The sequence below is a fragment of the Streptomyces sp. NPDC028305 genome, from assembly GCF_055569495.1.
This window is the reverse complement of sequence record NZ_JBVHTN010000014.1, coordinates 1-22,486: the sequence shown is the minus strand read 5'-3', so window position 1 is coordinate 22,486 and position 22,486 is coordinate 1. Positions and strand designations below refer to the sequence as shown.

At 70.7% G+C, this 22,486-nt stretch carries 17 protein-coding genes and 1 pseudogene; 11 read left to right on the top strand and 7 right to left on the bottom strand.

The genetic code is table 11. The features are described 5' to 3' along the window. Positions 1-893: 893 nt before the first annotated feature. Positions 894-1,244, bottom strand: coding sequence for a hypothetical protein (locus tag ACZ4WQ_RS44365; RefSeq protein ID WP_398377295.1), 351 nt, complete (start codon positions 1,242-1,244; stop codon positions 894-896). Positions 1,245-2,111: 867 nt separating this feature from the next. Here ACZ4WQ_RS44365 and ACZ4WQ_RS44360 point away from each other — a divergent pair. After that, positions 2,112-5,363, top strand: coding sequence for a DUF4132 domain-containing protein (locus tag ACZ4WQ_RS44360; RefSeq protein WP_398377299.1), 3,252 nt, complete (start codon positions 2,112-2,114; stop codon positions 5,361-5,363). Between the two features lie 250 nt (positions 5,364-5,613). Beyond that, positions 5,614-5,838, top strand: coding sequence for a hypothetical protein (locus ACZ4WQ_RS44355; protein WP_361193481.1), 225 nt, complete (start codon positions 5,614-5,616; stop codon positions 5,836-5,838). Here ACZ4WQ_RS44355 and ACZ4WQ_RS44350 read toward each other — a convergent pair. Further along, a complete protein-coding gene (locus ACZ4WQ_RS44350) occupies positions 5,810-6,151 on the bottom strand; it encodes an ankyrin repeat domain-containing protein (protein ID WP_398377301.1) in 342 nt (113 codons plus the stop codon). The genes ACZ4WQ_RS44355 and ACZ4WQ_RS44350 overlap by 29 nt on opposite strands. 409 nt (positions 6,152-6,560) lie before the next feature. Here ACZ4WQ_RS44350 and ACZ4WQ_RS44345 point away from each other — a divergent pair. Further along, a pseudogene (locus ACZ4WQ_RS44345) lies at positions 6,561-6,932 on the top strand (DUF6879 family protein); the annotation flags it as partial. A gap of 797 nt (positions 6,933-7,729) precedes the next feature. Next, the gene (locus ACZ4WQ_RS44340) at positions 7,730-8,401 is read left to right on the top strand and encodes a hypothetical protein (protein WP_358842865.1); all 672 of its coding nucleotides are present in this window, start codon (positions 7,730-7,732) and stop codon (positions 8,399-8,401) included. Here ACZ4WQ_RS44340 and ACZ4WQ_RS44335 read toward each other — a convergent pair. Continuing rightward, positions 8,398-8,706, bottom strand: coding sequence for a hypothetical protein (locus tag ACZ4WQ_RS44335; RefSeq protein ID WP_398377303.1), 309 nt, complete (start codon positions 8,704-8,706; stop codon positions 8,398-8,400). The two genes, ACZ4WQ_RS44340 and ACZ4WQ_RS44335, sit on opposite strands and share 4 nt — an antisense overlap. Positions 8,707-8,814: 108 nt before the next feature. Here ACZ4WQ_RS44335 and ACZ4WQ_RS44330 point away from each other — a divergent pair, with 108 nt between their 5' ends. The 4 genes from ACZ4WQ_RS44330 to ACZ4WQ_RS44315 all read left to right on the top strand — a co-directional run bounded on the left by ACZ4WQ_RS44330 (position 8,815) and on the right by ACZ4WQ_RS44315 (position 13,895). Continuing rightward, positions 8,815-10,140: an AAA family ATPase gene (locus ACZ4WQ_RS44330; RefSeq protein ID WP_398377305.1), complete on the top strand. Its 1,326-nt coding sequence runs from the start codon at positions 8,815-8,817 to the stop codon at positions 10,138-10,140. A gap of 188 nt (positions 10,141-10,328) precedes the next feature. Beyond that, positions 10,329-12,038: a Mu transposase C-terminal domain-containing protein gene (locus tag ACZ4WQ_RS44325; protein ID WP_398377324.1), complete on the top strand. Its 1,710-nt coding sequence runs from the start codon at positions 10,329-10,331 to the stop codon at positions 12,036-12,038. Further along, entirely contained in the window at positions 12,035-12,781 is a 747-nt protein-coding gene (locus ACZ4WQ_RS44320; protein ID WP_398377307.1) for an AAA family ATPase, read from the top strand. Before ACZ4WQ_RS44325 ends, ACZ4WQ_RS44320 begins: the two co-directional genes overlap by 4 nt. Positions 12,782-12,794: 13 nt before the next feature. Continuing rightward, positions 12,795-13,895 (top strand): hypothetical protein, encoded by a 1,101-nt coding sequence (locus ACZ4WQ_RS44315; RefSeq protein ID WP_398377309.1) that lies wholly within the window; start codon positions 12,795-12,797, stop codon positions 13,893-13,895. A 20-nt stretch (positions 13,896-13,915) separates the two neighbouring features. Here ACZ4WQ_RS44315 and tpg (ACZ4WQ_RS44310) read toward each other — a convergent pair whose 3' ends face one another. Next, on the bottom strand, positions 13,916-14,470 hold the full coding sequence (gene tpg / locus ACZ4WQ_RS44310) for a telomere-protecting terminal protein Tpg (protein ID WP_398377311.1): 555 nt from the start codon (positions 14,468-14,470) through the stop codon (positions 13,916-13,918). 279 nt (positions 14,471-14,749) lie between these two features. Between tpg (ACZ4WQ_RS44310) and tap the strand changes: the two genes are divergently transcribed. The 3 genes from tap (at position 14,750) to ACZ4WQ_RS44295 (ending at position 18,554) form a co-directional block, all read left to right on the top strand. Next, on the top strand, positions 14,750-16,972 hold the full coding sequence (gene tap / locus ACZ4WQ_RS44305; protein WP_385351142.1) for a telomere-associated protein Tap: 2,223 nt from the start codon (positions 14,750-14,752) through the stop codon (positions 16,970-16,972). A gap of 10 nt (positions 16,973-16,982) precedes the next feature. Continuing rightward, positions 16,983-17,540, top strand: a complete 558-nt coding sequence (tpg, locus tag ACZ4WQ_RS44300) for a telomere-protecting terminal protein Tpg (RefSeq protein ID WP_385351139.1) — start codon at positions 16,983-16,985, stop codon at positions 17,538-17,540. A gap of 234 nt (positions 17,541-17,774) precedes the next feature. Further along, positions 17,775-18,554 carry a hypothetical protein gene (locus ACZ4WQ_RS44295; RefSeq protein ID WP_398377314.1) on the top strand — a complete coding sequence of 260 codons (780 nt, stop codon included), beginning with the start codon at positions 17,775-17,777 and terminating at the stop codon, positions 18,552-18,554. 77 nt (positions 18,555-18,631) lie between these two features. On the opposite strand, the gene ACZ4WQ_RS44290 is transcribed toward ACZ4WQ_RS44295, so the two are convergent. From ACZ4WQ_RS44290 to ACZ4WQ_RS44280, 3 genes are read right to left on the bottom strand one after another with little or no spacing between them, the layout of a single operon-like run. After that, a complete protein-coding gene (locus ACZ4WQ_RS44290; RefSeq protein WP_398377316.1) occupies positions 18,632-21,307 on the bottom strand; it encodes a DEAD/DEAH box helicase in 2,676 nt (891 codons plus the stop codon). A 37-nt stretch (positions 21,308-21,344) separates the two neighbouring features. Then, positions 21,345-21,656, bottom strand: a complete 312-nt coding sequence (locus ACZ4WQ_RS44285) for a hypothetical protein (protein WP_385351130.1) — start codon at positions 21,654-21,656, stop codon at positions 21,345-21,347. 17 nt (positions 21,657-21,673) lie between these two features. Then, positions 21,674-22,027, bottom strand: a complete 354-nt coding sequence (locus ACZ4WQ_RS44280; RefSeq protein ID WP_398377320.1) for a hypothetical protein — start codon at positions 22,025-22,027, stop codon at positions 21,674-21,676. Between the last annotated feature and the right edge of the window lie 459 nt (positions 22,028-22,486).

Here is a 22,486-nt window from a genome sequence, read left to right as displayed (position 1 = left end):
TCGCACCGTGTCCACATCGGAGAAGACTCCGGGAGGGGCGGCCTTGGCGAGTTCCGCGACACGATCGGCGATATGCGGCGCGGGGGCCCCTGCCTTGAGCGCTTCGTCCTGTAGCGCCTGGATCTCCTTGACCCCTTCGAGGACGGCCCGGTATTGCCGGTGCTGGGCGCGATCGCGGTCGCTGTCGTCGGCGTCACCGTCCGCCCGCTCCTCCAGCAGCTCGAAAGTCCTGAAGCTGGCGGGGACGTCGGTGCGAGTGGCGGCGCGCAGCGCGGCACAGGTGTTGGTGATCGCCTCAGCGCACGTGACGGGGTCGTCTTCGGAGAAGAACACCAGGCGCACGTTCTGGTATGGAATGCGGACGGTGGCCGGGGCGGTGCCCTGCGGGTCCTTCGCGAAGGCGTCCACGGCCTCCAGGAAGGTGGTGACGGCGTCCAGACGTGGGCTGGTGTAGGCCGTGTGCCAGGACATGCGGGCGGTGCGATGGCCGGTCCACAGGGCGAACACGGACGTGACGAAGCTGGCTGCGACTGTGGCCAGCGGTACGTATTCGGAGGCGGTCATGGGATGAGCGTTGCGAGTCCAAGGCCAGGTGCCGTGGAGTTTGAGTGAATTCAGAGGTTCCCGGCACCGGTTGGATGCCTCGGAACCATGGTCGTGCTCGGCGCGACGAGGGGGCCTGGGTGCTGCCGAGGTCCGAGGTCGATCTGTACGCGGCGATCCGCCGCGATGCCAGGACCGGTATGTCGACGCGCGTTGTCATGCGGAAGTGCTGCGTCGGCTATGGGGTTGTGCAGAGGCCTCTGGTGTCGGCCCTGCTGGAGCCGCGGAAAGTTGAGGCCGCGGGCGAGGCCTGGCGGACGGGGGCCTCGTGGTCAGCGATTGTGGTTGAGTCAGCAGCGCGGGATCAGATCGTGAACGCGGTCGAGGTTTTCGGCCGTCCGACCGCGGGCGAGGACGGCCATGCCGCCGTCGTCGCGCAGAAGGACGTCCTGGCGCAGAAACCATCGGATCCCGCCCTCCTCCTCACCGATGGGATACGCCGCAAACGGCAGCCGAACGGCGTGTTGCGCCAGCAGTTCGATGCTGTCGTCGTCCGGGTCGAGGAGGTCGCAGAACTCGTCATCGGCCTGTGCAGGGACTCGGATAGAACGATCTCGATGAGTTACGGGAGCTTTGCCTGTTCTTGGATCAAGGGTATCGCTAGCCGCTGTCCGTGTGGGTGGGTTGTTGGGTGTGGTCATGTGTGGAGTGGTGGTGGGGAGGAACGTGGCTGCGCAACTGGGTTTTGTTGCCTGGTGTCTTGGTGGCGGTGCGGGAGGTGTTGGGGGTTTGTATGGCGGGTGAACGGTGTTTGTGCTTCGAGGCGGTGGGCTGTGCCATACACCGGGCCAGATCCCGTGCTCGTGCTCGCGGTGGCGTTGGGGGGGCTGGTGGTGGTGCCGGAGGGCTGGCGGGTTTCGGGGCTGGCGGGTTTCGGGGCTGGCCGGGCTGGTACGAAGGGCGGTACCTCGTGGCTCACGGGGGAGCCGTTGTGGCTTTTGGCCTGACCTTGGCTGGACCCCGGTGCACGGCTGTCGGCGGCGGTTGTCAGTGACCGGATCTACTGTGAGGCCCGTCTTGCCCGTGTCGGGGGCGGGTTCGTCACAGGAGCGCCGGCCTGGGGTCGGCGTGGGTCCGAGGAAGGGGCGGCCGTGCGGCGCTGGGAGCTGGCTGGCGGGGGAGAAGACAGCCCGGTCATGTTCTGGGAGGTCGGGTCGGAGGGCGCGGTGGTGACTGTCCGTCAGGGGGAGGCCGGTGTGCCGGGGTGTACGCGGGTCGAGGACTGCGGCTCTGCGGCGGCCGCGGAGGCGTATGTGGCCGAGGCAGTGCGGGAGAAGGAACACGAGGGGTACGTGCTCCTGGGTGCCGGTCACACGCCGGGCGCCGGGGACGCGGGGGGTGCTGGGGGCGAGGGGAAAGCCGAAGTCGCTGTGGCGGCACCCGGCGAGGACTCTTTCACGCTGCCCGCTGCTTGGCGGCAGAGGCTCCGGCCGCGTTGGGGCGGTATCGCCGGGTACTCGCATGCCCCGCACGAGTCGGCTCTCGATTCCTGGGACAGGCGGCTCGCGGTGGCGAGGGAGGAGTGGACCGGTACGGTCCTGGGCGGGGCTGTCCCGGGCATTGCCCCTCAGCTGGCAGCCGCCGCACGCCGCTATCTGGAGGGGGTGGCGGATCCGGTCGGTGCGGCGGTTGTGGCGGTGGTCACCGACCGGAGGAAGTTGCTGTACGACGTGGTTGCCGATGCCTGGTATCTGCGGCACGGGCTGGTCTTCGCGGCCCGTGCCGCGGTGGAGCTGTTCGGGCTCGATCTCGAGGATGACCGGGGCCGGACCACCGGGCTGGCCGTCCTGGCCGAGGGCGACTCGACGCAGGGGCTGTGGTTGCGCCGGGGTGCCGCCGACCGGGTGCGGGCGCTGCTGTCGATGGCTGGTGAGGGCCGGTACCGGGAGGTGGTGGCGGCTCTGGCCGCGCACCGCGGCGGTGCGCGGCGCCGGATTGTGGTGTCGTATCTGGTTCCGGGCGAGACCGGCTGGGTCGCGGAGTGCTGCGCCGATCCGGGGGAGAGCGGCCGGGAGGACCGTGTCGTGCGGGCCATGCTGTTTGAGTCGCTGAACGACGGGGAGCAGTTGCGGGCTCTGCTGCGGGCGGGCGGTGTGTGCGCCTACGATGGCCGGCTCGCCACCGCGGCCACCGTCGCCGAGGGCGTGGGTCCGGCTGTTGCTGCGCTGGTGGCGGAGATCTGGCGGTACCGTACGCCTTCCTGCGGGGCATCGGCGGAAGAACAGGCGGGCATCCTGTTGGAGCTGCCGACGGACGAGGCGTTCGAGCTGTTGATGGCGCACGCGGACGACAAGCAGGTGCGTCCGGCGCTGCTGGAGGCGGTGCGCCGGTATCCGGTGCGCGCGGCCCGTCTGCTGGCGGGCCGGGCGGCGCCCGCACCGGGCCGCAATTCCTTTCTGCTGGGCCAGTTGCTGCTTGCGCATGTCGCCACGCACGGTGAGCTGCTGGAGTCGCGGCTCGCGCGGTTCCCGCCCAGGGCTGCCGGGGTGGTGGGGGAGCTTCTGGGCCCGGCCGCTGCCGACGCCTCCGCTGATGCGCTGCCCGGGCTGCTGGTGAGCCCGCCGTGGACGGGCAGGCGGGCGGTGCCGGAGCCGGGAACGGTCAAGGGGCTCGTGGCCGGGGAGGAGACCTGCATGCTGTGGCAGCCGGGCGAGCGCGGGGCGTGGGCTGCCGCGGTCAGGGAGCCCGGGCGGCGGGTGCGGCGCCGGCGACACGAGCCGTATCCCGACGTCCGGACCCTGCGGGAGCAGTTCACCGGCCTTGACAACTATCGTCTGGCCGCCCTGTTTGCCGACGGCCCGGACACGTACCGGCCGCTGCTGGTGCTGTGGACTCCTGAGCACATGTGGGAGCTTGTCAGGGAGCTGAAGCCGGTGGCCGCCCGATGGGAGGAGGACGCGCTGCCGGCGCTGCTGCACGCCGCGGCGCGGCAGCCCGCTGTGGCCGGCGGGCTGCTCCTGCCCTATCGGCAGCTGGAGGTCGCGCGGCTGATGGCCGACTGGTTCGTGCGGCTGAAGTCCGTGGCGGCCACGGCCCGCGCCTGGTTCGCCCGGCACGGCGCGGACGCCGCCGTGCTGCTGGTGCCCGATGCCGCCGGTCCGGCGGGTGCTGCCCGCCACGGCGCGGAGCACGCGCTGCGGGCCATCGCCGCCACGCACGGCAAGGACGCCGTGCTCGAGGCGGCGGCCGGTTATGGTCCCAGGGCGGTCGCGGTCGTCCGTGACCTGCTGTCGGCTGATCGTCTGGAGCTCGCGCTGCCGTCGAGGATGCCGGAGCCCGCTGCCTGGGCGGCTCCCCGGTTGCTGCCGCGGGTGCTGCTGCGCGGCCGGGCCTCGGCGCTGCCGGCCGAGTCCGTGCGCCATGTGCTGACCATGCTGGCGATCTCCCGGCCGGGCGCGGTTTATACGGGTGTGGAGGTGGTGAAGGAGGCGTGCGATCCCGAGTCGCTGGCCGCGTTCGCGTGGTCCTTGTTCGAGCAGTGGCGGCTGTCGGGGATGCCGGCCGGGGGAAGCTGGGCGCTGCATGCCCTGGGGTGGTTCGGCGACGATGAGACGGTGCGCCGGCTGGCGCCGGTCCTGCGGAACTGGCCCGGTGAGGGAGCGCACCAGCGGGCCGTGGAGGGCCTGGACGTGCTGGCGGCCATTGGCAGTGACGTGGCCCTGATGCATTTGCACGGGGTGTCCGAGCGGGTGAGATTCAAGGCGCTCAAGACGCGCGCCAAGGAGAAGGTGGAGCAGGTGGCGGCCGATCTGGGGCTGTCCGGCGAGGAGCTCGCCGACCGGCTGGTGCCGGACTTCGGGCTGGATGCCGGCGGCTCGGCCGTCGTGGACTACGGGCCCCGGCGCTTCACCGTGGGCTTCGACGAGCAATTGCGGCCGTACGTCCTGGACCGGGAGGGCAAGCGGCGCAAGGACTTGCCCAAGCCGGGTGCCGGCGACGACGCCGAGCTGGCGCCGGCGGAACGCAAGCGGTTCATGGCGCTGAAGAAGGATGTGCGGACGGTGGCCTCGGACCAGGTGCGCCGGCTGGAGGGCGCGATGGTCGCGGGCCGCAGCTGGACGGCCGGCGAGTTCCGCGAGCTGTTCGTCTCCCATCCCCTGCTGTGGCATCTGGTGCGGCGGCTGGTGTGGCTGTGCATCCCGACCGGGGCTTCGGAGAGGGCTTTGTACGGGACCCCGGCCGTCAGTGGCGCTGGTGCGGTGACGGCGTTCCGGGTGGCGGAGGACCGCACCTTCGCCGACGTACGGGACGAGGAGTTCTCGTTGCCCAGGGACGCCTCGGTGCGGCTGGCGCACCCGCTCCACCTCGGCGAGGAGCTGACGGGGTGGGAGGAGCTGTTCGCCGGCCACGAGATCCTGCAGCCTTTCCCGCAGCTCGGCCGCGCCGTGCACCGGCTCACGGAGGACGAGGCGGCCGGTGACCGGTTGGAGCGGTTCGAGAACGTCACCGTGCCGACCGCCAGACTGCTCGGCTTGGAACGGCGTGGCTGGGAGCGCGACGAGCCGATGTTCGCGGGTGTGCAGTGCTGGCTGTCCAAGCGAGTCGCGAAGGACCGCTGGATCATCGTCAGTCCGTCGGAGGGGTTCACGATCGGCGCCGTCGACGTGTCCACCGAGCAGTCGCTGGAATTCATAGGGCTGTCCGAGCAGCCCAGTGCGTGGAACCCGCCCGGGGAGCCGTCCAGGCTCGCCTTCGCGGAACTCGACCCGGTGACCGCGTCCGAGCTGCTCGCCGACCTCACGGAGCTGGTGGCCCGGTGACGACGACGCACCACACCGCACGGCACAGCTCGGGGACGGCGCGGCCGGTACGGCGCGGGAGGACGTAGCCGGTGCGTGCGTACGCCGGCCCTCACACCTGCGACGTCCGTCCGCTTCGGCGCAGGGGCCGCGGACCAGAGGGACTTCCTCTGTCGTCCCGCGCGGCACTCCACCGGCGCGGGCGCGCGATGGTCCCCGGCGTCGCTGCCCGGCCAGGTTTCACGCGGGCAGGGGATACGGCTTTGATCACTTGCGTTACTGGCTGCGCCGTCGCCAGGTCGTCCCGCGCGTCGCCCGCCGCGGCGTCGATACCTGTGGCCGACTCGGTCGGCACCGCTGGGTGATCGGGCGCACTTTGGCCTGGCTCACCGGCTGCCGCTGCCTGCACGGCCGCTATGAGCGGAAGGCCGAGTACTTCCTCGCCTTCACCGGTATCGCCGCAGCCCTCATCTGCTGCCGCCGCCAGGCAGATTGATGTGCTCTGAGAGCAGCTTGATCGCAGGCTGGTGGTCGTAGCGCTCTGCGACGTCCATGGGAGTGTCCCCATACGGGTCGTGCAGCTCAGGGTCGGCCCCGAAAGCAAGCAGGATCGCCGTGGTGTGCACGGTCAGCGGCTGACGGCTCTGCAGGGCACCGTCCCCCTCCACATCGAGTGCATGGGTGAGGAGCGTCGCCTGTCCGAAGACCTTGTTGGGATCGGCTCCGTCCGCGAGCAGGCGGGCAAGGGTCTCGGCATCTTCGAGTTCAACCGCACGATGTGCCGGAGTCCGGAAGAAGTCGTCGTCCATCGCGTCATCCAAGCGCGTGGTTCGGCTTGCCGGCCACCAGCTTTCTCAGGCGCATCCAACGCCAATCGAGACACCCTTTTCACCGCCGATTCAGAACCTCGACTGCTGGCAGCGGCGCGCGGGACGGTCGTCTGCAACTGTGCGCAGTCGACTCGGCGGGGGAGGCCGCGATGACGTTGCGGTTCGTCGGGACGGACCCGAACACGGGTGGCGAGGGATCACCCGCCGTGTGGGCGGCGGAGGAGACCGCGCACGTGATCCTCCAGGGAGAGGAGGCCGCCGTCCTCCTCAATGCGGTCGGTACCACCGAGCGGGGGCCCGGGGCACGGGGCGGGGATTCCCCTGCACGGACGAGTGATCGGTATCCCGGCCCGTATGGTGCCGGTCCTGTGGGAGGCGTGCGGTGCCGCTGAGCACCGTGACCTTCGCTGAGCTGCTGGCCGCCACCCGGCGAAGGCGCCGTCCATCTGGAGACGCGCGACTCCTGCGCGGTGGGCGACGAGAAGGAGGACTACGGGGAATTCCTGCGCACCGGCGTCGCCGGACCCGACCCGTCCCCTGTCGTTCTGGCCGCGGTGGGTACGGCTGGTCACCGGCGCGGTCGCTCGCGGGGTGATGATGCGCCGTGCTCGGATTGTCTCCGAGCCGGTCACCGGCTGCATCCGCTACGAGCACGCCATTACTCCCGTGAACCTCCAGGGCGGCGAGGACGTCCGCTGGCTTCCAGTTCTGGCTCCCGGGCGGGCGGATCGTGCAGTTCCGCCACTTCACTGGCACCGGCACCGGCGACGCCCCGAGTGTCCCAGTAGGGGTTGTGTGCCGGTACTGGTTTGCCGCCGTGTCGTTCGAGGCTTTCCGCCAGGAGGTCCGGCTCCGGTTCGTCGAGGTGGATCACCAAGGGGTCGTCGCGTGCCGGACGCGGGTCCGTGGGGGGAGGGGGTGTGGGGCCGCGGGTCAGCTCGAAGTGCCACGCGGCGTGGGGCCGGCCGGCCATCAGGGGCGGGTGGTCACCAGGGGTACCGTCCGGGGTATGCCGGTACAGGATGCCGAGGCCGGAGACCCGGAGCCTCTCCGCCGCTTCCAGGTCATGTGACGGGCAGGCGATGCGCACACGCGCGGTGGCGTTGGCCGGCATCCTGCCGCCTCCTGCCGCCTCCTGCTGGGGCTGCTGTGTGGTGAGAAGAGAACCGTCGCACCAAAGCGTGGTGAGCGGCGATCACGTGCCCATCGGGCGCTGGCCTCAGGTCTTCGTGCGGAGGGGCCCGGCACGGTGATCACGGTTGTCCGGTACGGCCCGGTGGCGCTGATTTCGGACGGGCATTGCCCGATTTTGACCGTACCTGGCCGGTATCGGCCTTACTGCTTGTCCTGATGTGCCCTGGATAATTTGGCGTCGTCGCCGCGCCGTCGGTGCGGCGCCTCGGTTTGGAGGGGCCCATTCTGCCCTCCCTTTCTCTCCGTACCTCTCTGTTCCTCTCCGCTCCATCGCACCAACGGGAATTCACTGATGGTCATTCACGCTCGTGGCACGGTTCGGCATCTTTTCCGGATCAACCGAAGACATCGTGGGAGACACACGTGAGAAAGCAGAAGCTGGGCAGCAGATCGGCCCGACGGGCGGTCGTGCTGGCGGTCGGCTTACTGATGGTGAGCGGCCTGTCGGCCACATCGGCCGACGCGGCGCCGTCCTCGGCCAACGCCGCGCCCGAACTGGGCGTCCGGTTCTACCCCGACGGAGACGGCCAGTGCGACGGGCCGACGAATCCGCCGGAGCGGTGGGTCACCGCGCCCGACTGGACCTCCACCATCCGCCTGGACACCGACAACCGCGCGGGCGGCTGCCAGCTGGCCTTCGGCATCTACGACCCGTCGAACACTCTCGCGGGCCTGAACGTCACCTACACCTGGATGGTGGAGCCCGGCAGCGACGAGAGCCAGTGCGAGAACGAGGGCACGCACACGATCCCGATCAAGACGTACAAGACATTCGGCGACAGCATCCGGGTGGACACCGACAACCGCGCGGGCTGGTGCAACCTCACCTTCGCCCTGTCCGGCCGCTCGGACATTCGGCTCGACGTGCAGTGGTACGGCGATGGCGGGCGCGATGCCTCGGGGCAGTGCAGGGGGTACATTCCGCAGGGCGGCTGGGACACGGTCGATGAGACCAAATCTGTGACGGTGGGCGACGACACGGACGGCCGCGCCGGCGGCTGCTACCTGTCACTCCGCCTGAGCCGCTCGTTCTAGGGTGCCGCGGACGGCCCGGGGTGCATGGGGGTCCGCCCCCGGGCCGTGTGGAGTTCGCCGCGGAGCAGGGCGGTCATCGGTTCATTGGTGCGGAGGCCTTCTGCCTCTGCGATGACCAGCACACCGTGGTCGAAACCCTCACCGGTGCACGGCGATGCCGCCCGCGCCCTGATCCGGTCCGCGATCGACGCCGCGGGGGTGAATCCGTGTGAGTGGGCGGTGGGGTGGCAGCGGGTGGGCGTCAGCGGGATCGCGGTGTGGATGTCCTGGTAGCGGGTGCAGGACGGGGTTGTGGTCGCTGTCATGGGGTGACCAAGCGGATGTTGTGGTGCGGCTAGCAGGTTGGTTCCTGGCTGTCATGGCTTTCGCTGTTCCTATGTGAGGGATGTGTGGGGTCGGGTGGGCTGGGCCGTGTGACGGTTCAGGGTGGTTCGGCGGGTGGGGCCGAGGTGGGATCGGCCGGGGGTGCGCCGTTGGCGCGGGGTGTGGTGGTGCGGCGGCTTCTTGCGGTGGATGGGGGAGGGGCGCTGTCGGGGTTGCATGTGCGGATCGCGGCGGAACTGGCGGGAGTGTCGGAGCGGACGGTATGGCGGTGGCTGGCCGATGGGCGCCGGGGCCATGTCGAGGCGCGGCCGCGGCAGGACGGGTTTTCGCTGAGTGACGCGTTGTGGGAGGTCCTCGCGGAGGCGGGCGGGAATGTCGCGGAGTTGCGGCGCAGGATGCTCCGGGCCCAGGAAGAGGGCGTGTTGGAGGGGTGGGGCGCGGAGTGTGTGCCCTCGTTGCCGACGTTGCACCGTGTGATCAAGCGGGATCTGGGTGCGGGCCGGGTTCTTGAGGTGGCCCGTCCGGCAGGGGCCCGGGCCGGGCTGGAGCCGAGCCGGTATGACCTGGCACTGGCGGATTTGGGGCTCGTGGACAGGGCGGGTGGTCCGCTTGTTGTCGACGGGCCGCCCGCCGACGTGCCGGTGCCGGAGGGCGCCGCGGATACGGGGGTGCGGGGCGGCGGTGTGCGGTTGTACGTGCCGGGGGCCCGGCTGGTGTCGACGCGGCAGGTGGCCGGTGTGGTGGAGGCGGTGGGGCATACGGTCGCGGCCCGGGGGATGTGCTGTGTGTACGGGGACACGGGCCTGGGGAAGACGGTCGCCGTCGAGCAGGCGTTGCATCTTCTGCCTGGCCGGGTGCCGGTGTGGCGGGCGGTGGCCGGGGTGGCGCCCGGTCTGCCGCAGCTGCGGGCCTCGCTGTGCGAAGCGCTCGGGCTGCCGGCGGGGGCGCTGCCGCACCGGGCCGGGCCGGCCAGCCAGGCTCTGATGCGGGCCCTGGCCGAGCCGGGTGTGCTGTTTCTCGATGACGCCCAGCGTCTGACGCCGCCGTTGCTGGACTATCTGCGGCAGTTGTGGGACGCGCCGGGCTGTGCGGCGGCGCTGGTGCTGTGCGGGGCGGGAAGTGAACGGGCTCTTGCCCGCGCTTCGGCGCTGCGCTCGCGGGTGTTGACCTGGCATCAGGTTGGCCGGCTGGATGCGTCTGGGGTGCCGCAGACGCTGAGCCTGTTCCATCCGGTGTGGGCGCAGGCGGATGCGGACGACGTTGCGCGGGTGGACGAGCAGATGGCACGCGGCAATTTCCGTACCTGGGCGAAGATCACGTCGCACGTCTACGCGGCCCGCGAGCGCGACCCCGCAAGGAGTGTGGACCGGGAGCTGATCGAGCAGGCCTGCGCGCGTCTTGGGCCCTATTCATGACGATCCGGGCGGCTCGAAGGGCTCGTGTACGGGGGCCTTCACCCGTTTGGACGAGGTGAGCGAATGCGGGCTCCATGGAAGCGGATGAGACGAAGGGGCATGGGGTGGACGGACAGCCGCTGGCGCCGCCGCAGGATCCGGCCGGTGTGCTGAGGGAGAAGTCGTTGACGGCGTTGCGGGCGCCGGCGGTGCGTCGTCTGTTGGCGCTGCGCGCCGAGCGGCGGCTGTCGCGGGAGCATGTGCGCCTGGCCGGGGAGTGCCTGGGCGTGTCGGAGCGGACGGTGTGGCGGTGGCTGGCTGAGGCCTCACGGTCACCCCGGGCCGCGGTCCGTCCCGGGGAACGCAGCGTTGACCGGTTCGAGATCACCAGGGAGATCCGGGTACTGCTGGCGTACTGGCGCGGCAACGCATCCGCGGTCCACCGCCAGTTGGTGGCCCGGGCCGAGACGCGCGGCCGTGACGGTCAGCCGACGACGGCGTCTGAATCCGCAGCCTCTCCCGCGGGCGCCCCGCCGGCTGCGGTGCCGTTGCTGGACCCGGTGCCGTCGCTGTCGACGTTCTTGCGCGCGGTGCGTCGTGATCTCACTGCGGGGGAGCGGGCCGGTCTTGCCGCGGGACCGGACGCGGCACGCGCGCACGACGTCTTCGGCAAACGGGCGGCCTCCTGGCGCAATCACGTGTGGGAGACCGATCACGTCCAGGCACCGCTGCTGGTCGATGCCGACGGCGACCTGGTGCGCCCGTGGGTGACCTGGTTCATCGACACCGCCACCAAAGTCATCACCGGCACCGCGATCACTCCTGGCGTTCCTTCCCGCGCCTCCGTGCTGGTCGCGCTGCGCGCCGCTGTTTTGCGTGAAGAGCCCTATGGCCCCGCGGGAGGGACACCGGAGCAGGTGCGGGTGGACCGGGGCAAGGACTTCCTGTCGACCACCGTCACTGCCGCGTTCGGCACGATGGGCGTGACGGTGAAGGACCTGCCCGCCTACAGCCCCCATCTCAAGGGCACAGTGGAAAACCTCAACCGGGCCGTCGACCGGATGCTGTTCGCGGCCCTGCCCGGCTACACCCTCACCTCCGCCAAGCCCCGCTCCGGCCGGCGAAGCAAAGGCGCGGGCCGCAAGCCGGAGACGTCCGATGCCATGTCGTTTCAGGACTTCACAGCGGAAGTGCTGGCCTGGACACACTGGTGGAACACCGAGCACCGGCCGCAGGCGCTGTCCGGCCGTACGCCGCTCGAGGCATGGCAGGCCGATCCGACTCCCGTCACGGACGTCCCCGCCACCGACCTGTGGACGTTCACCCTCGAAGACGACGGCCGCCCGCGGAAGCTGACCAGCCATGGCGTGCGGTGGCGCGGGCGCACCTACATCGCCCCATGGATGACCGGCCAGGCCGGCCGTCCCGTCACAGTGCGCTACATGCCGCACCACGATCACGAGATCGACATCTGTGACGCGAACGGCGGGTATCTCGGGCCCGCGCACCTCGCGGACGCGGCCACCCCCGAACAACTCGAGGCCCTGCGCACAGCCCGTGCGGAGCGTGCCCGACGTCTGCGCGCCGAGGTGAAAGCCGCCGAGGCACTGCGCCGACAGCGCTTCGCCCCGGCCACCACGGCCGGGCCGGCCCAGCGGCTGGGAGCCCTCACCTCCGCTCAAGCCGGGCGTGAACTAGCCGCCGTCGAGCACACCGACGCCTCGAAGCTGGCGCTGCCGGACCTCATCCCGCCCGCCGCACCACCGGCGGGGTGGCGCACACCCGCTTCCCTCGCCGCGCTCACCACCTCCGACCAGCCCGCACCGGCTCCGCCCGGCCGCGATCCTGCCCCCGCCCCGGACGGCCCGCCCGAGCCGGCTGAACACCCCGCCACCGACGCAGACGGAGATGCCTCGTGACCGCCGCGGCCACCTACCAGTACGTCGACCTCCCGGACGCGTCAGTGGTCACCACCCGCGCCCTGCTCACCGCTCGGGAGAACATCGGCGACACCGTCGCCGCCCGCGCCATGATGTGCATCCACGGCGGCGCCGGCTTCGGCAAGACCCTTGCCGTCAACACCTGCCTGCGCGAACTCGAACCCGGCGAGGACGTCCGCAAGATCACCTTCCGGGCCCGTCCCACCGCCCGTGCGGTGCGCTATGAACTGTTCACCGCGCTCGACCTGGCCGGTGAACCACCGCGCCACCCCAGCGAGTTCGACCGCCTGCTGAAGACCGCCCTGGCCGAACGCCCCCGCACCTTCCTCGTGGACGAGGCCCAGTGGCTCAACGGGGAGGCGTTCGAATACTTCCGCTACCTGTGGGACGAACCCTCAACCCAGCTCGCGATCATCTTCGTCGGCGGGGAGGGCTGCCACACCGTGCTGCGCCGTGAACCGATGCTCTCCTCCCGCATCTTCATCTGGCAGCACTTCACCCGCCTCACCCCCAGCGAAGTTCTCGAGGCCATCCCCCTGTTTCACCCCGTCTGGGCCGACGCCGACCCCGACGACATCACCTTCGCCGACCAGCACGCCGCACACGGCAACTTCCGCGCCTGGGCCCAGCTGACCGCCCACACCCGCACCGCCCTGACCCGCACCGGCCGCCCCCGCGTCGACCAGGAACTGCTGCGCTGGGCCTTCAGCCGCCTCGCCTGACCACCACGCCGCGATGCCGTCCGCCGCGCCACCGCCGGTCGCCGTGGTCATCGACCCGGGCGACGATGCGGTTCACACGCACACCGCCCTGGCCGCCCACCATCCGCCGTCCGGCCGGATCACCCTGCACCCCGGCCCGGGCACCACCAGTGAAACCGGCCTCGCCCACGACCTTCTCGCCGCCCTGGGTAAACCGCCCCTCCTCCCGGGGCGTTTCCCCGCCGGCCGTCAGCCCGCCTGGGAAGCCGCTGCCGCCTGGATGACCGCCCTGCCCGTGAACCGGCTGACCGTCCTGCGCGCCCACCGCCTCACCGCCCGCCGCACGATGAGCCTCCTGCAGTTGCGCGCCCTAACGGGTATCCACCTGACCCTGGTCTGCCACCGCCCCCACCTGCCCGCTGCCCTGCACCAAGCTCTGGAAAGGGCCGACTACGCCATCACCGCCGACTTCCAGGCCGCCCGACGCCACTACTACGGCACGACCGCTCCCGTACCCCAGCCTGCCGACGAGCCCGCCCAGCCGACAGATCGGTGGCTCACTCTGCCCGCACTGGAGCGCCTGGTCTCCTACGACAGCCCCATCCCCTGCACCGCCCCGTGCGCACCGCCGCCGATCGTCTTCCGGCACCGCCCGCCACCCGCACCTCTCACCCGGCGGACATCCCGGGAAGCCGCCCGGCGCCTGGCCGCCGCGACCGCCCATCCCCGCCTGGCCGCCGCCGTCGCCGCCTCGCTCTTCACCGGCGCTTCCTTCCATCAGCTCGCCACCGCCTGCCCCGGCGACTACGACGACGCCGCAGCCACCTTGACCCTGCACGACCGCGCCCGCTACACCGACGGCTGCGCCACCTACCGGGTGCCGCCGTGGGCGCGCGTCTTCCTGAAGGCCGCCGTGTGCTTTGCCCGGCTCGAGCCCGGCCAGGACCCACATCTGCTGGCAGGCCCCCACGACCGCACCCACCTGCTGCGCGTGGCCGAGGGCGCTAGGCTCCGACCGCCCCAGCCGCCCGCCGACCAGCGCACCGGCCGTATCGAGTGGGACTGGCGCGAACGCAAGGAAGCACAGCACTACGACGCGATGCTGACACGGCACCAGACCCCGCCCTCGCGCTGAGCCCGAACCCTGGTGCACGGTCAGCCGATGGAGAACTCGGCGAACTCCACATCGGTGAAGGCGATCCCGAGACCGTGGGCACGCAGGCCTCCGTCCCGGAAGTAGGCATGCCCCAAAGCACGGGCGAGGACCACCATCTGCTGCTGCTCGCCCCCGCCGGCGTCCCGGGCGGCGAACAGCTCGCGGGCCACTTCTCCCGACAGATACTGGGTGATCAGCCGTACTCGCGGATCGTCCGACGATCCTGCCGGAGCGGCGAATCCGAACCGCGCCCTGGTGTGGAAGACAAAGCCGTCGGCCTCGGCCCGGGCTCGCTGGCGGGCGCGTACCAGAGGCTGCCATCGTGCCCTGACGGCCTCGTCGATCAGCCCCGCATGCACAGCACTGGGGCGGCGGCGCATTCCCGGCCGGGTGGTGACCCACCTCTGTACCGTGCGCTGGGAGATCCCCAGGAGGACAGCTACGTTCTTTGTGGAGCCCTTCTGCGTCTTGAGTAGGAAACGTACAGCGGCGTCACTCGTGGGCACGGGACGGGTCAGCAACGCTCGTTCGAGTCCTTTGACGATCTCACCCATTCCCGCCCCCGAGCGTTCTGCCCCCGCGATGGCTGGTGCACGGCCGTCTGCTCCTCCAGATCTCTCACGCCATGCCGCTCCCTCCGGCCAGTTCAGGCAAAGCCAAGACGCCACCGCAAACCCTCGGCTAAAGACGGCTGAAGAGCTCGCAGCAACCGAAGCCCGAAGGCGCCGCCCTTCCAGGGCAACCGTGCCACCAACCGCCGTTTACGGAATCCGTACGTGTTTGGTACGCGAAACGTGCGCTTCACGCTAGGGTTGCGGGACAGGAGGTGCTGCATGTCCGAGCTGTTCGACGCGGTCGACGCGCTCATCGCGTCCCGCTCCCCGCTGCCGCCCCCGGCGGAACGCAAGCGGCTGCGCCAGGCGCACGGGCTGACGCTGGACGAGGTGGCTGCCGCACTGCAGGTGCGGCGGGCGACGGTCAGCGGCTGGGAGGCCGGCAAGACCGAGCCGCGGCCGCCGGAGCGCGACGCATACGCCCGCATGCTCAAGCAGCTCGCCCAGCTCTACCCCGCCAACGCTCCGGTGCCCCCTGAGGACAGGGCGGTCCCCGGAACGCCTGCCGTTCCGGCCGCTCCTGCGCCACCGGCAGCCGAACCGGCCCAAGCCCGCACCGCACCCACAGGCCCCGCTGCGGAGCCTGCGAACACCGCACTCCGCCCCGCCGCCCCTGCCGCTGTACCGCGCCCGGCGGCCACGACCAGGCCGACGCCGCGCGGTCCGGCCGCGAAGAAGGCCGCCCCCGCAGGCACCCCGGCGGGCGGCGCCGATCCGCGTTTCGAGAACGGTCCGCTCGCCATCGTCGACGTCGACGCAGATGGTCAGGTGCTGGCGTACTGCGTCGGCGGCCTGGTCCTGGACGTACCGGCGAAGTCGATTGCGGCCCTGGTGGAGTGGACGCTGCGCGAAGGGCTGCTCGGCCAGCCGAAGTTGTCCGGGCCGGGCAAGGACGCCGACCCGCTGATCGTGCTGACCGAGGCCGCGTGCGAGCACTACGGCCTGCCCGTCACGCTCACACAGCAGGAGCGCCTGGCCGGACGGATCCCGGAGGGCCACAAGGTCATCAGGCAGCTGACGCGCGCCGACTGGCAGCTGACCAAGCGCGGGTTCGGGCCGTGGGCGAGGATCTACCGCCCCGCGCAGGGCGCGGAGCGGGCATGCGTGCAGCTGTGCATCCCATCGTGGGACGCGCTCGACACCCGGCACTGGGCGAATGCGGGGCAGCTGCCACCGGCGGAACTCGCCCGGCTGCTGGGCACGTATGCGGCCCGCGTGATGACACCGCGCGGCTCCACCGCCGTGACCGGCCTGGAGCTGATGACCGCCCTGCACCCGCCCACCCGCGCCTCCGAACCGGATGCGACGGGCAAGCGACACTCCGAGCACAACCCCGGCTCGCTGGGCAAGGACCCGGTGGACTGCGCGCCATGCGAGGCACCCGACGGGCACCCGCTGCTGAAGGACCTGCCGCGCTTCCACCACCGCACCCCAGCCGAGGTCCTGGTGGAGGAGGCGTACGACTGGGCGCGCCCGCTCACCGACGCCGAATGCCTTCGCCCTCACCTGGTGGGCATCGACGTGAACATGGCCTTCGCCGCCGGCGCGAACGGCCTCACGGTCGGCCTTGGGGCGCCGACGCACATCAAGAACCCCGTCTTCGATCCGAAACTGCCCGGCTCCTGGCTGGTCGACCTGAGCCACGTCGACCTGTCCCGCGTGAAGCTCGCAAGGCAGTGGACGGACCTGGACGGCGAGCTGCTGCCGAGCCCGTTCACCCCGAAGGGCGAGGGCCCGGAGGGGCCAGCCTGGTACGCCACGCCGACCGTGGCCTACGCGGTGGAGCTCGGCTACGACGTGCGCCCGATCGAGGCGTACGTCCGCCACGACAACGGCCGTTACCTGGACGCCTGGTACAACCGGCTGCGCGACGCCTACCTCGCCACGATGGCCGACCTCGGCGTGCACGCGGACCTGCCGTCGGCCGACTTCCTCACGGCGATGGACGGCTACCGGCAGCGTGACCCTCAGCTGGCGGTCGTGGTGTCCGCGATCAAGGCGACGGTCAAGGGCGGCATCGGCAAGCTGCGTGAGCGCCCGCGCGGGGAGGGCTGGAAGCCCGGGCAGCCGTGGCGGGCCCTTGCCCGGCCCACCTGGCGCCCGGACATCCGCGCCGCCGTCATCTCCCGCACCCGCATCAACATGCACCGCAAGATCGTCAAGCACGCAGCCTTCACCGGGCAGTATCCGGTGGCCGTCCTCTCGGACTGCGCCGTCTACGCCTCCGACGGGCCGTCGCCGCTGGACTTCCTGCCCTACCGGGACGGCAAGCCGCTGCCGGGCGGCTTCAAGCTCGGTGTGAACCCGGGCCTGGTGAAGTGGGAGGGAACCCAGAGCGTGCTGTGGGGCGAGGGCGTCCGCGAGCAGTTCAACGCCCCGGAGCTCAATCTCGCTCGGTACATCAAGGACGGCACCGTCACCGCCCAGGACACCGGGGAGTAGGTAGAGCGCGATGAGCCTGTTCGGCAACGGCCTGGACGCCGCGGTGCACAAGGCGTTCACCCGTCCGGTGCCCAAGACTGCGGGCGCGCAGATGCGGTACCTGGTCAAGCAGCTCAAGGGCACCAAGCCGGTCGCCCAGATGCTGCGGATCTCCCAGCGCACCGTGGAGCGGTACGTGAAGGACCAGATCAAAAAGCCCCGGCCGGACCTCGCCGCACGCCTGGAGCGGGAGGTGAAGAAGCGGTGGCAGCCGCAGATCCGTGCCAAGGCGCGTCAGAAGGCGGCGACCACCGGCGGCATCGTCATCGACACCCGCGCTCGGATCGGCTACACCGCGCCGATCGGGACGACGGACGAGGACCGCCTCCGGCACTTGACCGTGGCGCTGCCGCCGCAGTACGCCGCCCGCCTCTTCGACGCCCAGGAGCAGGGCGCTACCGACCAGCAGCTCCAGCAGATCGCCGCCGAAGCGCTCAAGGAGGTGTACTTCCAGGACAACAGCCGCCGCGCTGGCCAGCTGGAGGAGGTCCGCTTCACCGGTATTGAGCACCTCGAGTTCGACCTGTAGATCCCGAACAGCCGCGGGCCCGTCGACCGCGTCATGCTCGGTACCGGCCTGGCCCACCCTGCCCGCACTGGACCGCTGACCGGCGCACCGTTGCAGGACGCTGTTGGGGACCGGGGCGCGCTCCCTGCTGTTGAGCGTCGGCAGGGGACGCCGCGCTGTGCGTTGGCAGCCCCACATCAGTGGGGAGGATAAAACTGCAGGCGATGCATCTCACAGGCGGCGTACGGTGAAGCCATGAGCGCGTCCGCTACGGGGCGAGAAGACGTCTCCTACCTCGTACCACTCTTCAGCGCCGCCGCAGCATACCGAGGCGACAACCACTTCTTCCTGCTGCCTGACCCTGTGCCGGGCAGCAGCCTGATCAAAGACGATGAACCCCTGAAGGCATGGGGCGCCGCCAAGTTCATCCAGTCCTCGTTTTCCGCTGGCCCGATTCAGGTTGAAGCCCTGACGAAACTCGTGGCCGTCGCAGGTCAGATCGATCCGTACAGCCCTTGGACTCTGCTGCGTGCTGCTCTGGAGAACTTCGCCACGGCTGTATGGCTCCTGCACGGCAAGGATCGGGACCAGCGCCGCCACCGAGTGCTCTCACTGTGGGCCGAAGACTTTCGTAACCGTGCGCAGCACGAGTCCGACACCAACCACGTCGCGGGCCCCAGAGGCAGGACGGGCCAAGAGCGCCGGGCGGAGGTCCAGCAACTGGCCGACAGCCTCGGTCTTCCCAAGCTGATGAAGCCCGAGGCCACAGGCATCATCAGTGAAGCCGCTGCGAGCGCTGGACTCGATCCCACCTCGACTCAGGCGCTGTGGCGTGTGGCCTCCGGCTTTGCTCATGGTCGCTTCTGGCCTAACCTCCGTGCTTCGGAAGTCCGCGGGGCGATGCCCACCACGAATGGTGGGTTCGTGCTGAACGTTGTCATCGATGACGAGCAGCTCAAGGACATGGCAGAGGCCTGCCGAAAGCTCTTGGAGCACACGGCCAAGCGGTACAAGGCACGCAGCAACTCGCTATGACACTGCAGCGCGAGACCCCGGGTGTTGCCATGACGGACCGGCGCCTCGTGCGGTCCGGTTAAAGGTTCGGCCACTTGCTATGTCCATTCGACGCCCAGTTCCGTGAGCGCTGCCCGCTGCTCCTGGGTGAGCTTGTCGCGGCGGGTCTTGGTGTTCGAGACCCACACGCCCAGCTTCACGACGACCGGCTCCGTCTCGCCGTCGACCGCGATCTGTTCACCGTGGCCGCGCGGCACCGGCCGCTCCGCGCCTTCCCGTTCCACCCACTGCGCGAGGGCCGCCAGGCCGCGCTGGAACGCCTGCTGCGCCTTGCTCGGGCCCTTCGTCGCACGGGGCGTCGTCGGGGCGGGAGACGGGGCCGCAGGGGCGTTGATGCCGAGCGCGGTCAGCTGCTCCTGCTGCTCGGGGAGGAGCTGCGCCCAGGTGCCCGGTTCCTGCTGCCGCCACCGCCACTTGCCCACGTCGTCGCCGTCGAAGACGACGCCCGGCGCGATGTAGGGCAGGACGCCGTCGGCGTCGACCAGGTCGGCGAGCACCCGGTAGTGGCGCTGCCAGTCCAGCGGCCACGGGCAGTCCCAGTCCGGGTCGATCTCCGTCAGCTGCGCCGCGCGCACGGCGGCCCGCTCCGGGTCCTTGCCCAGGCCGTTCTTCGCACCCTTCCGCCGGAGGTTGGCCATGTGCTGCCCGACGGGCACCATCGCCTCGCCCTCGCCCCACACCGCGTCCTGACGCGGCGCGAGGTGCCCGGTGGCCCGCCGGTACGACCGGAGCGCGGCGAGCTTGGCCTCCCACGCTTCCTCGCCCGGCTCCCAGACCATCCCGGCCTCCGGCGCGTCCAAGAGGACCTTGCGCCGGTCCTCCAGCTCACCCGCCCGCAGTGCCTTGCGCTGCTGGTGCACCCACCGCCCGAGGGGGAAGTCCTTCGTGACCCCGACCTCGACCTCCACGTCATAGGGCACGGCGTAGACGCCGGTGATCTCGTTCTCCGCCCGCCAGCGCAGCAGGGCCTGGTAGCCCTCCAGCCACACCAGCGACTCCGGCCGGTAGACCCGGGTGCGCAGGAACGCCGCGATCGTCGCCGCGTCGCGCGGGCTGGAGAAGTGCAGCAGCGCCGCTTCGGCGGCGGCCTGAGTGTCGTCCTGCTCCTGGTCCTCGCAGTCGCCCTCCCCGCCGGCCCCGACGATCTGCCCGTCCTCGTCACGCCGGACGTGCACCTTGCGCTTGCCGCTGGTGAGCGCGCGGGAAGCGAGCTGCTCGACCAGGCGCTCATCGTGGCTGCGCAGTCCCTGGAGCACGGCCACGAGCGGCTTGAAGCTGGCGGAGGCGACCATGTCGGTCGGGTCCTCGCCCGGCTCCAGGAACACCGGCACGATGATCCTGGCGACCTTGGTGGAGCCGTCCTTGTTGAGCCGGAGCGCGCGGCCGATGTTCTGCACGATCTCCACCTGCGAACCGCGAGTGTCGGCGAAGCAGACGGCTTCCACGCCCCGCTCGCCGGTGATGTCCACGCCCTCCCCGAGCACCCGCACGGACGCGAGGAAGGCGCGGTGCACCCGGCGCCCGGCCGCGTCGATGCCGTTGGCGAACTGCCTGAGCACTTCCCGGCGTTCGGCCACGAGGTGGTCGCCACACAGCCACGCCGACCACACCCGGTCCGGCGGGACATGGCGGCCGGCCTCGAGTTCGTAGAACTCCGCGTCGATGGAGGATTTCGGCAGCTTGTCTGCGGCGGCCAGGTCCTCGTCTGAGGCGTTGTTGAGGTACAGCTCGGCAGCGGTCTCCGGCAGCTTCTCCGCGAACGCCGCGGCTTCCTCCACCTTCTGGTGGAAGGTCATGACCGTACGGAGGTTGTATGCGGCTGCGTGCTCTAGGAGCGCCGTCTGCAACAGGGCCAGACGCCGGCCCCGCCGCGCCTCCTCCGACTCCCCGAGGACCGGCGAGGGGTCGCGGATCTCCAGGACGTCGATCTCGAACCCGGCGAGGATCTCGCGTTCGATCGCCTCGCTCAGACCGAGTTCTGCAAGCCACGCGCCGTACGTGCCCTCCGGGTCGTCGGCCATGGTCGCGATCTCCACCTCCTGGCCGTCCGCTCCCTTCTGTGGCCGGGCTGCGGCGAGGATGCGCGGGGTCGCGGTGAGGTAGAGCCGGAAGTCGGCGGGGATCCTCTGGTTGTCGTGGATCGCGGCCCATGGCCGTCCGAGGCCACCGGCGGTGCCGTGCGCCTCATCCACGATCGCGAGGTCGAAGCCCGCCATGCGCTGGCCGTACAGCCGGTCTCCGCCCGCCAGGGCGGCCTCCAGCGGACCGCGAACCTTCCGCTGGCCCGTCGGGTCGTCGAAGTCCTCGCGGTCCACGAGAGAGGCGTATGTGGCGAACATGATGACGGGCCCGTGCCCGGCCCACAGGGAGAGCCGGATCGGGTTGGTGGTGGTCCGCACCCCCAGCGACTTGAGGACCGCGTCGTTCTCCAGCGAGCACACCGCGACCATCGGGGCCCGGTGGCCCACCAGGCGCCACGCCTGAGCGGTCTGCGCGAGCAGGTCCAGGGTCGGGACGGTGACGAGGATCCGGCCGTCCGCGAACGACTCCAGCGCGCACGCGGCGGCCGTGATCGTCTTGCCCGAACCGGTCGCTGACACGATCGTGCCCCGGGCACCCTGCGGGGGCACAGATGACCTTGCAGGGAATCCCACCCACCTGCGAAACGCGGAGCGCTGATCTACCTGGTGTTCCTTGAGCTGAATCGCTGACATTTCTATGCCTCCCCGAGCGCTGAACTCTTGTGGTCTTTCAGAGGGCCGCGTGCGGAATGCAGGCCGCACCCAAGTCGTTCCAGATCGACGCATCCGCCTTGTGCCAGCCGCCCGGCTTTCCGTCCTTGAAAGGCGGCTTGTTGTCCGGGTCGTAGTGCCCGGCATCGAGCGTGCAGACGACGACATCCCCGTCCGCGTTCCGCGTCCGGGCCGTGCACAGACCGCCGGCCTCGCCCAGCGCCTCCAGCACCCGGCGCCGCGCCGTGGTGTGCGGGTTGGTACGCGGCAGCACGGTCTCCCGGACGAACCTCTCCAGCCGCACCAGGTCCGCCCGCTCACGCTGCCTCACATCTGCGATGTGTACGGTCAGTTCAGCGTCCCGGCAGACCGGCCGCCGCGCCGCCCCCAGACGCGGTCCGCGATGTCCACCAGGACCATGCTCACGGCCATCACGCCGTCATCCCACGCGTCTGCGGACACCTCGCCCTGAGAGGCCGGCGCCATACGGTCCAGCTCTTCTACCTCGCGCTGCGCCCCGGCGAGCGCTCCGGCCTCCAGCGCGGCCATCAGGTCGTCGGCCTCGCCCGCGGGCACGCCCTGCGCCTCCAGGAGCGCGATCAGCTTCAACCGGGCGTTCGCGCCCGCTGTCTGGTACTGCGTCACCCGGCGCACAAAATCGCTGCTCAGCCCAGGATCAGGTCCGGTAGATTCGTAGGTCATCTACGGTCGTTCCTCTCGGAATTCCGGGGAGGTTCCCGGGTGGTTGGGGGGTGTCCCATGTTTCCGCCAACGGTACATGCTGCATCAACCTGATGCACGCGGTACACTAGAACCCACACGAACGAGCGACCCCCACCCCCGTAGCCGGCCCGGCCCGGGCCAGCGGGCCCCAAGGTTCTGGAGGCGCAGCCGGAAGGACCGTCAGGCAGGGGAGCGCAGCGGACCCGTCCAGGAGCGCGAAGCGCTCCCCAACTCCCTTACTGGAGGCCCAACTAGCCGCACCTGACACCCCGCCAACCACGGCCGCGCGCTACGCGGCCAGCCGGGAGCGCAGCGACCGGCCCCACCAGTCCCCGAAGCGCAGCGCAGGGGACCCGCCCTCGCATCGCGAGGGCCAGCGGGAGCGCAGCGACCGCCCCGCTTGCACATCGCGCAGCGATGTGGTACCCGCTCCGCGGG

Excerpts from the sequence above, each read along its gene's own strand:
- ACZ4WQ_RS44365 (WP_398377295.1), bottom strand. The coding sequence starts at position 1,244 with ATGACCACACCCAACAACCCACCCACACGGACAGCGGCTAGCGATACC.
- ACZ4WQ_RS44350 (WP_398377301.1), bottom strand. The coding sequence starts at position 6,151 with ATGGACGACGACTTCTTCCGGACTCCGGCACATCGTGCGGTTGAACTC.
- ACZ4WQ_RS44335 (WP_398377303.1), bottom strand. The coding sequence starts at position 8,706 with ATGACAGCGACCACAACCCCGTCCTGCACCCGCTACCAGGACATCCAC.
- ACZ4WQ_RS44315 (WP_398377309.1), top strand. The coding sequence starts at position 12,795 with ATGCCGTCCGCCGCGCCACCGCCGGTCGCCGTGGTCATCGACCCGGGC.
- tpg (WP_398377311.1), bottom strand. The coding sequence starts at position 14,470 with ATGGGTGAGATCGTCAAAGGACTCGAACGAGCGTTGCTGACCCGTCCC.
- tap (WP_385351142.1), top strand. The coding sequence starts at position 14,750 with ATGTCCGAGCTGTTCGACGCGGTCGACGCGCTCATCGCGTCCCGCTCC.
- tpg (WP_385351139.1), top strand. The coding sequence starts at position 16,983 with ATGAGCCTGTTCGGCAACGGCCTGGACGCCGCGGTGCACAAGGCGTTC.
- ACZ4WQ_RS44295 (WP_398377314.1), top strand. The coding sequence starts at position 17,775 with ATGAGCGCGTCCGCTACGGGGCGAGAAGACGTCTCCTACCTCGTACCA.
- ACZ4WQ_RS44290 (WP_398377316.1), bottom strand. The coding sequence starts at position 21,307 with ATGTCAGCGATTCAGCTCAAGGAACACCAGGTAGATCAGCGCTCCGCG.
- ACZ4WQ_RS44280 (WP_398377320.1), bottom strand. The coding sequence starts at position 22,027 with ATGACCTACGAATCTACCGGACCTGATCCTGGGCTGAGCAGCGATTTT.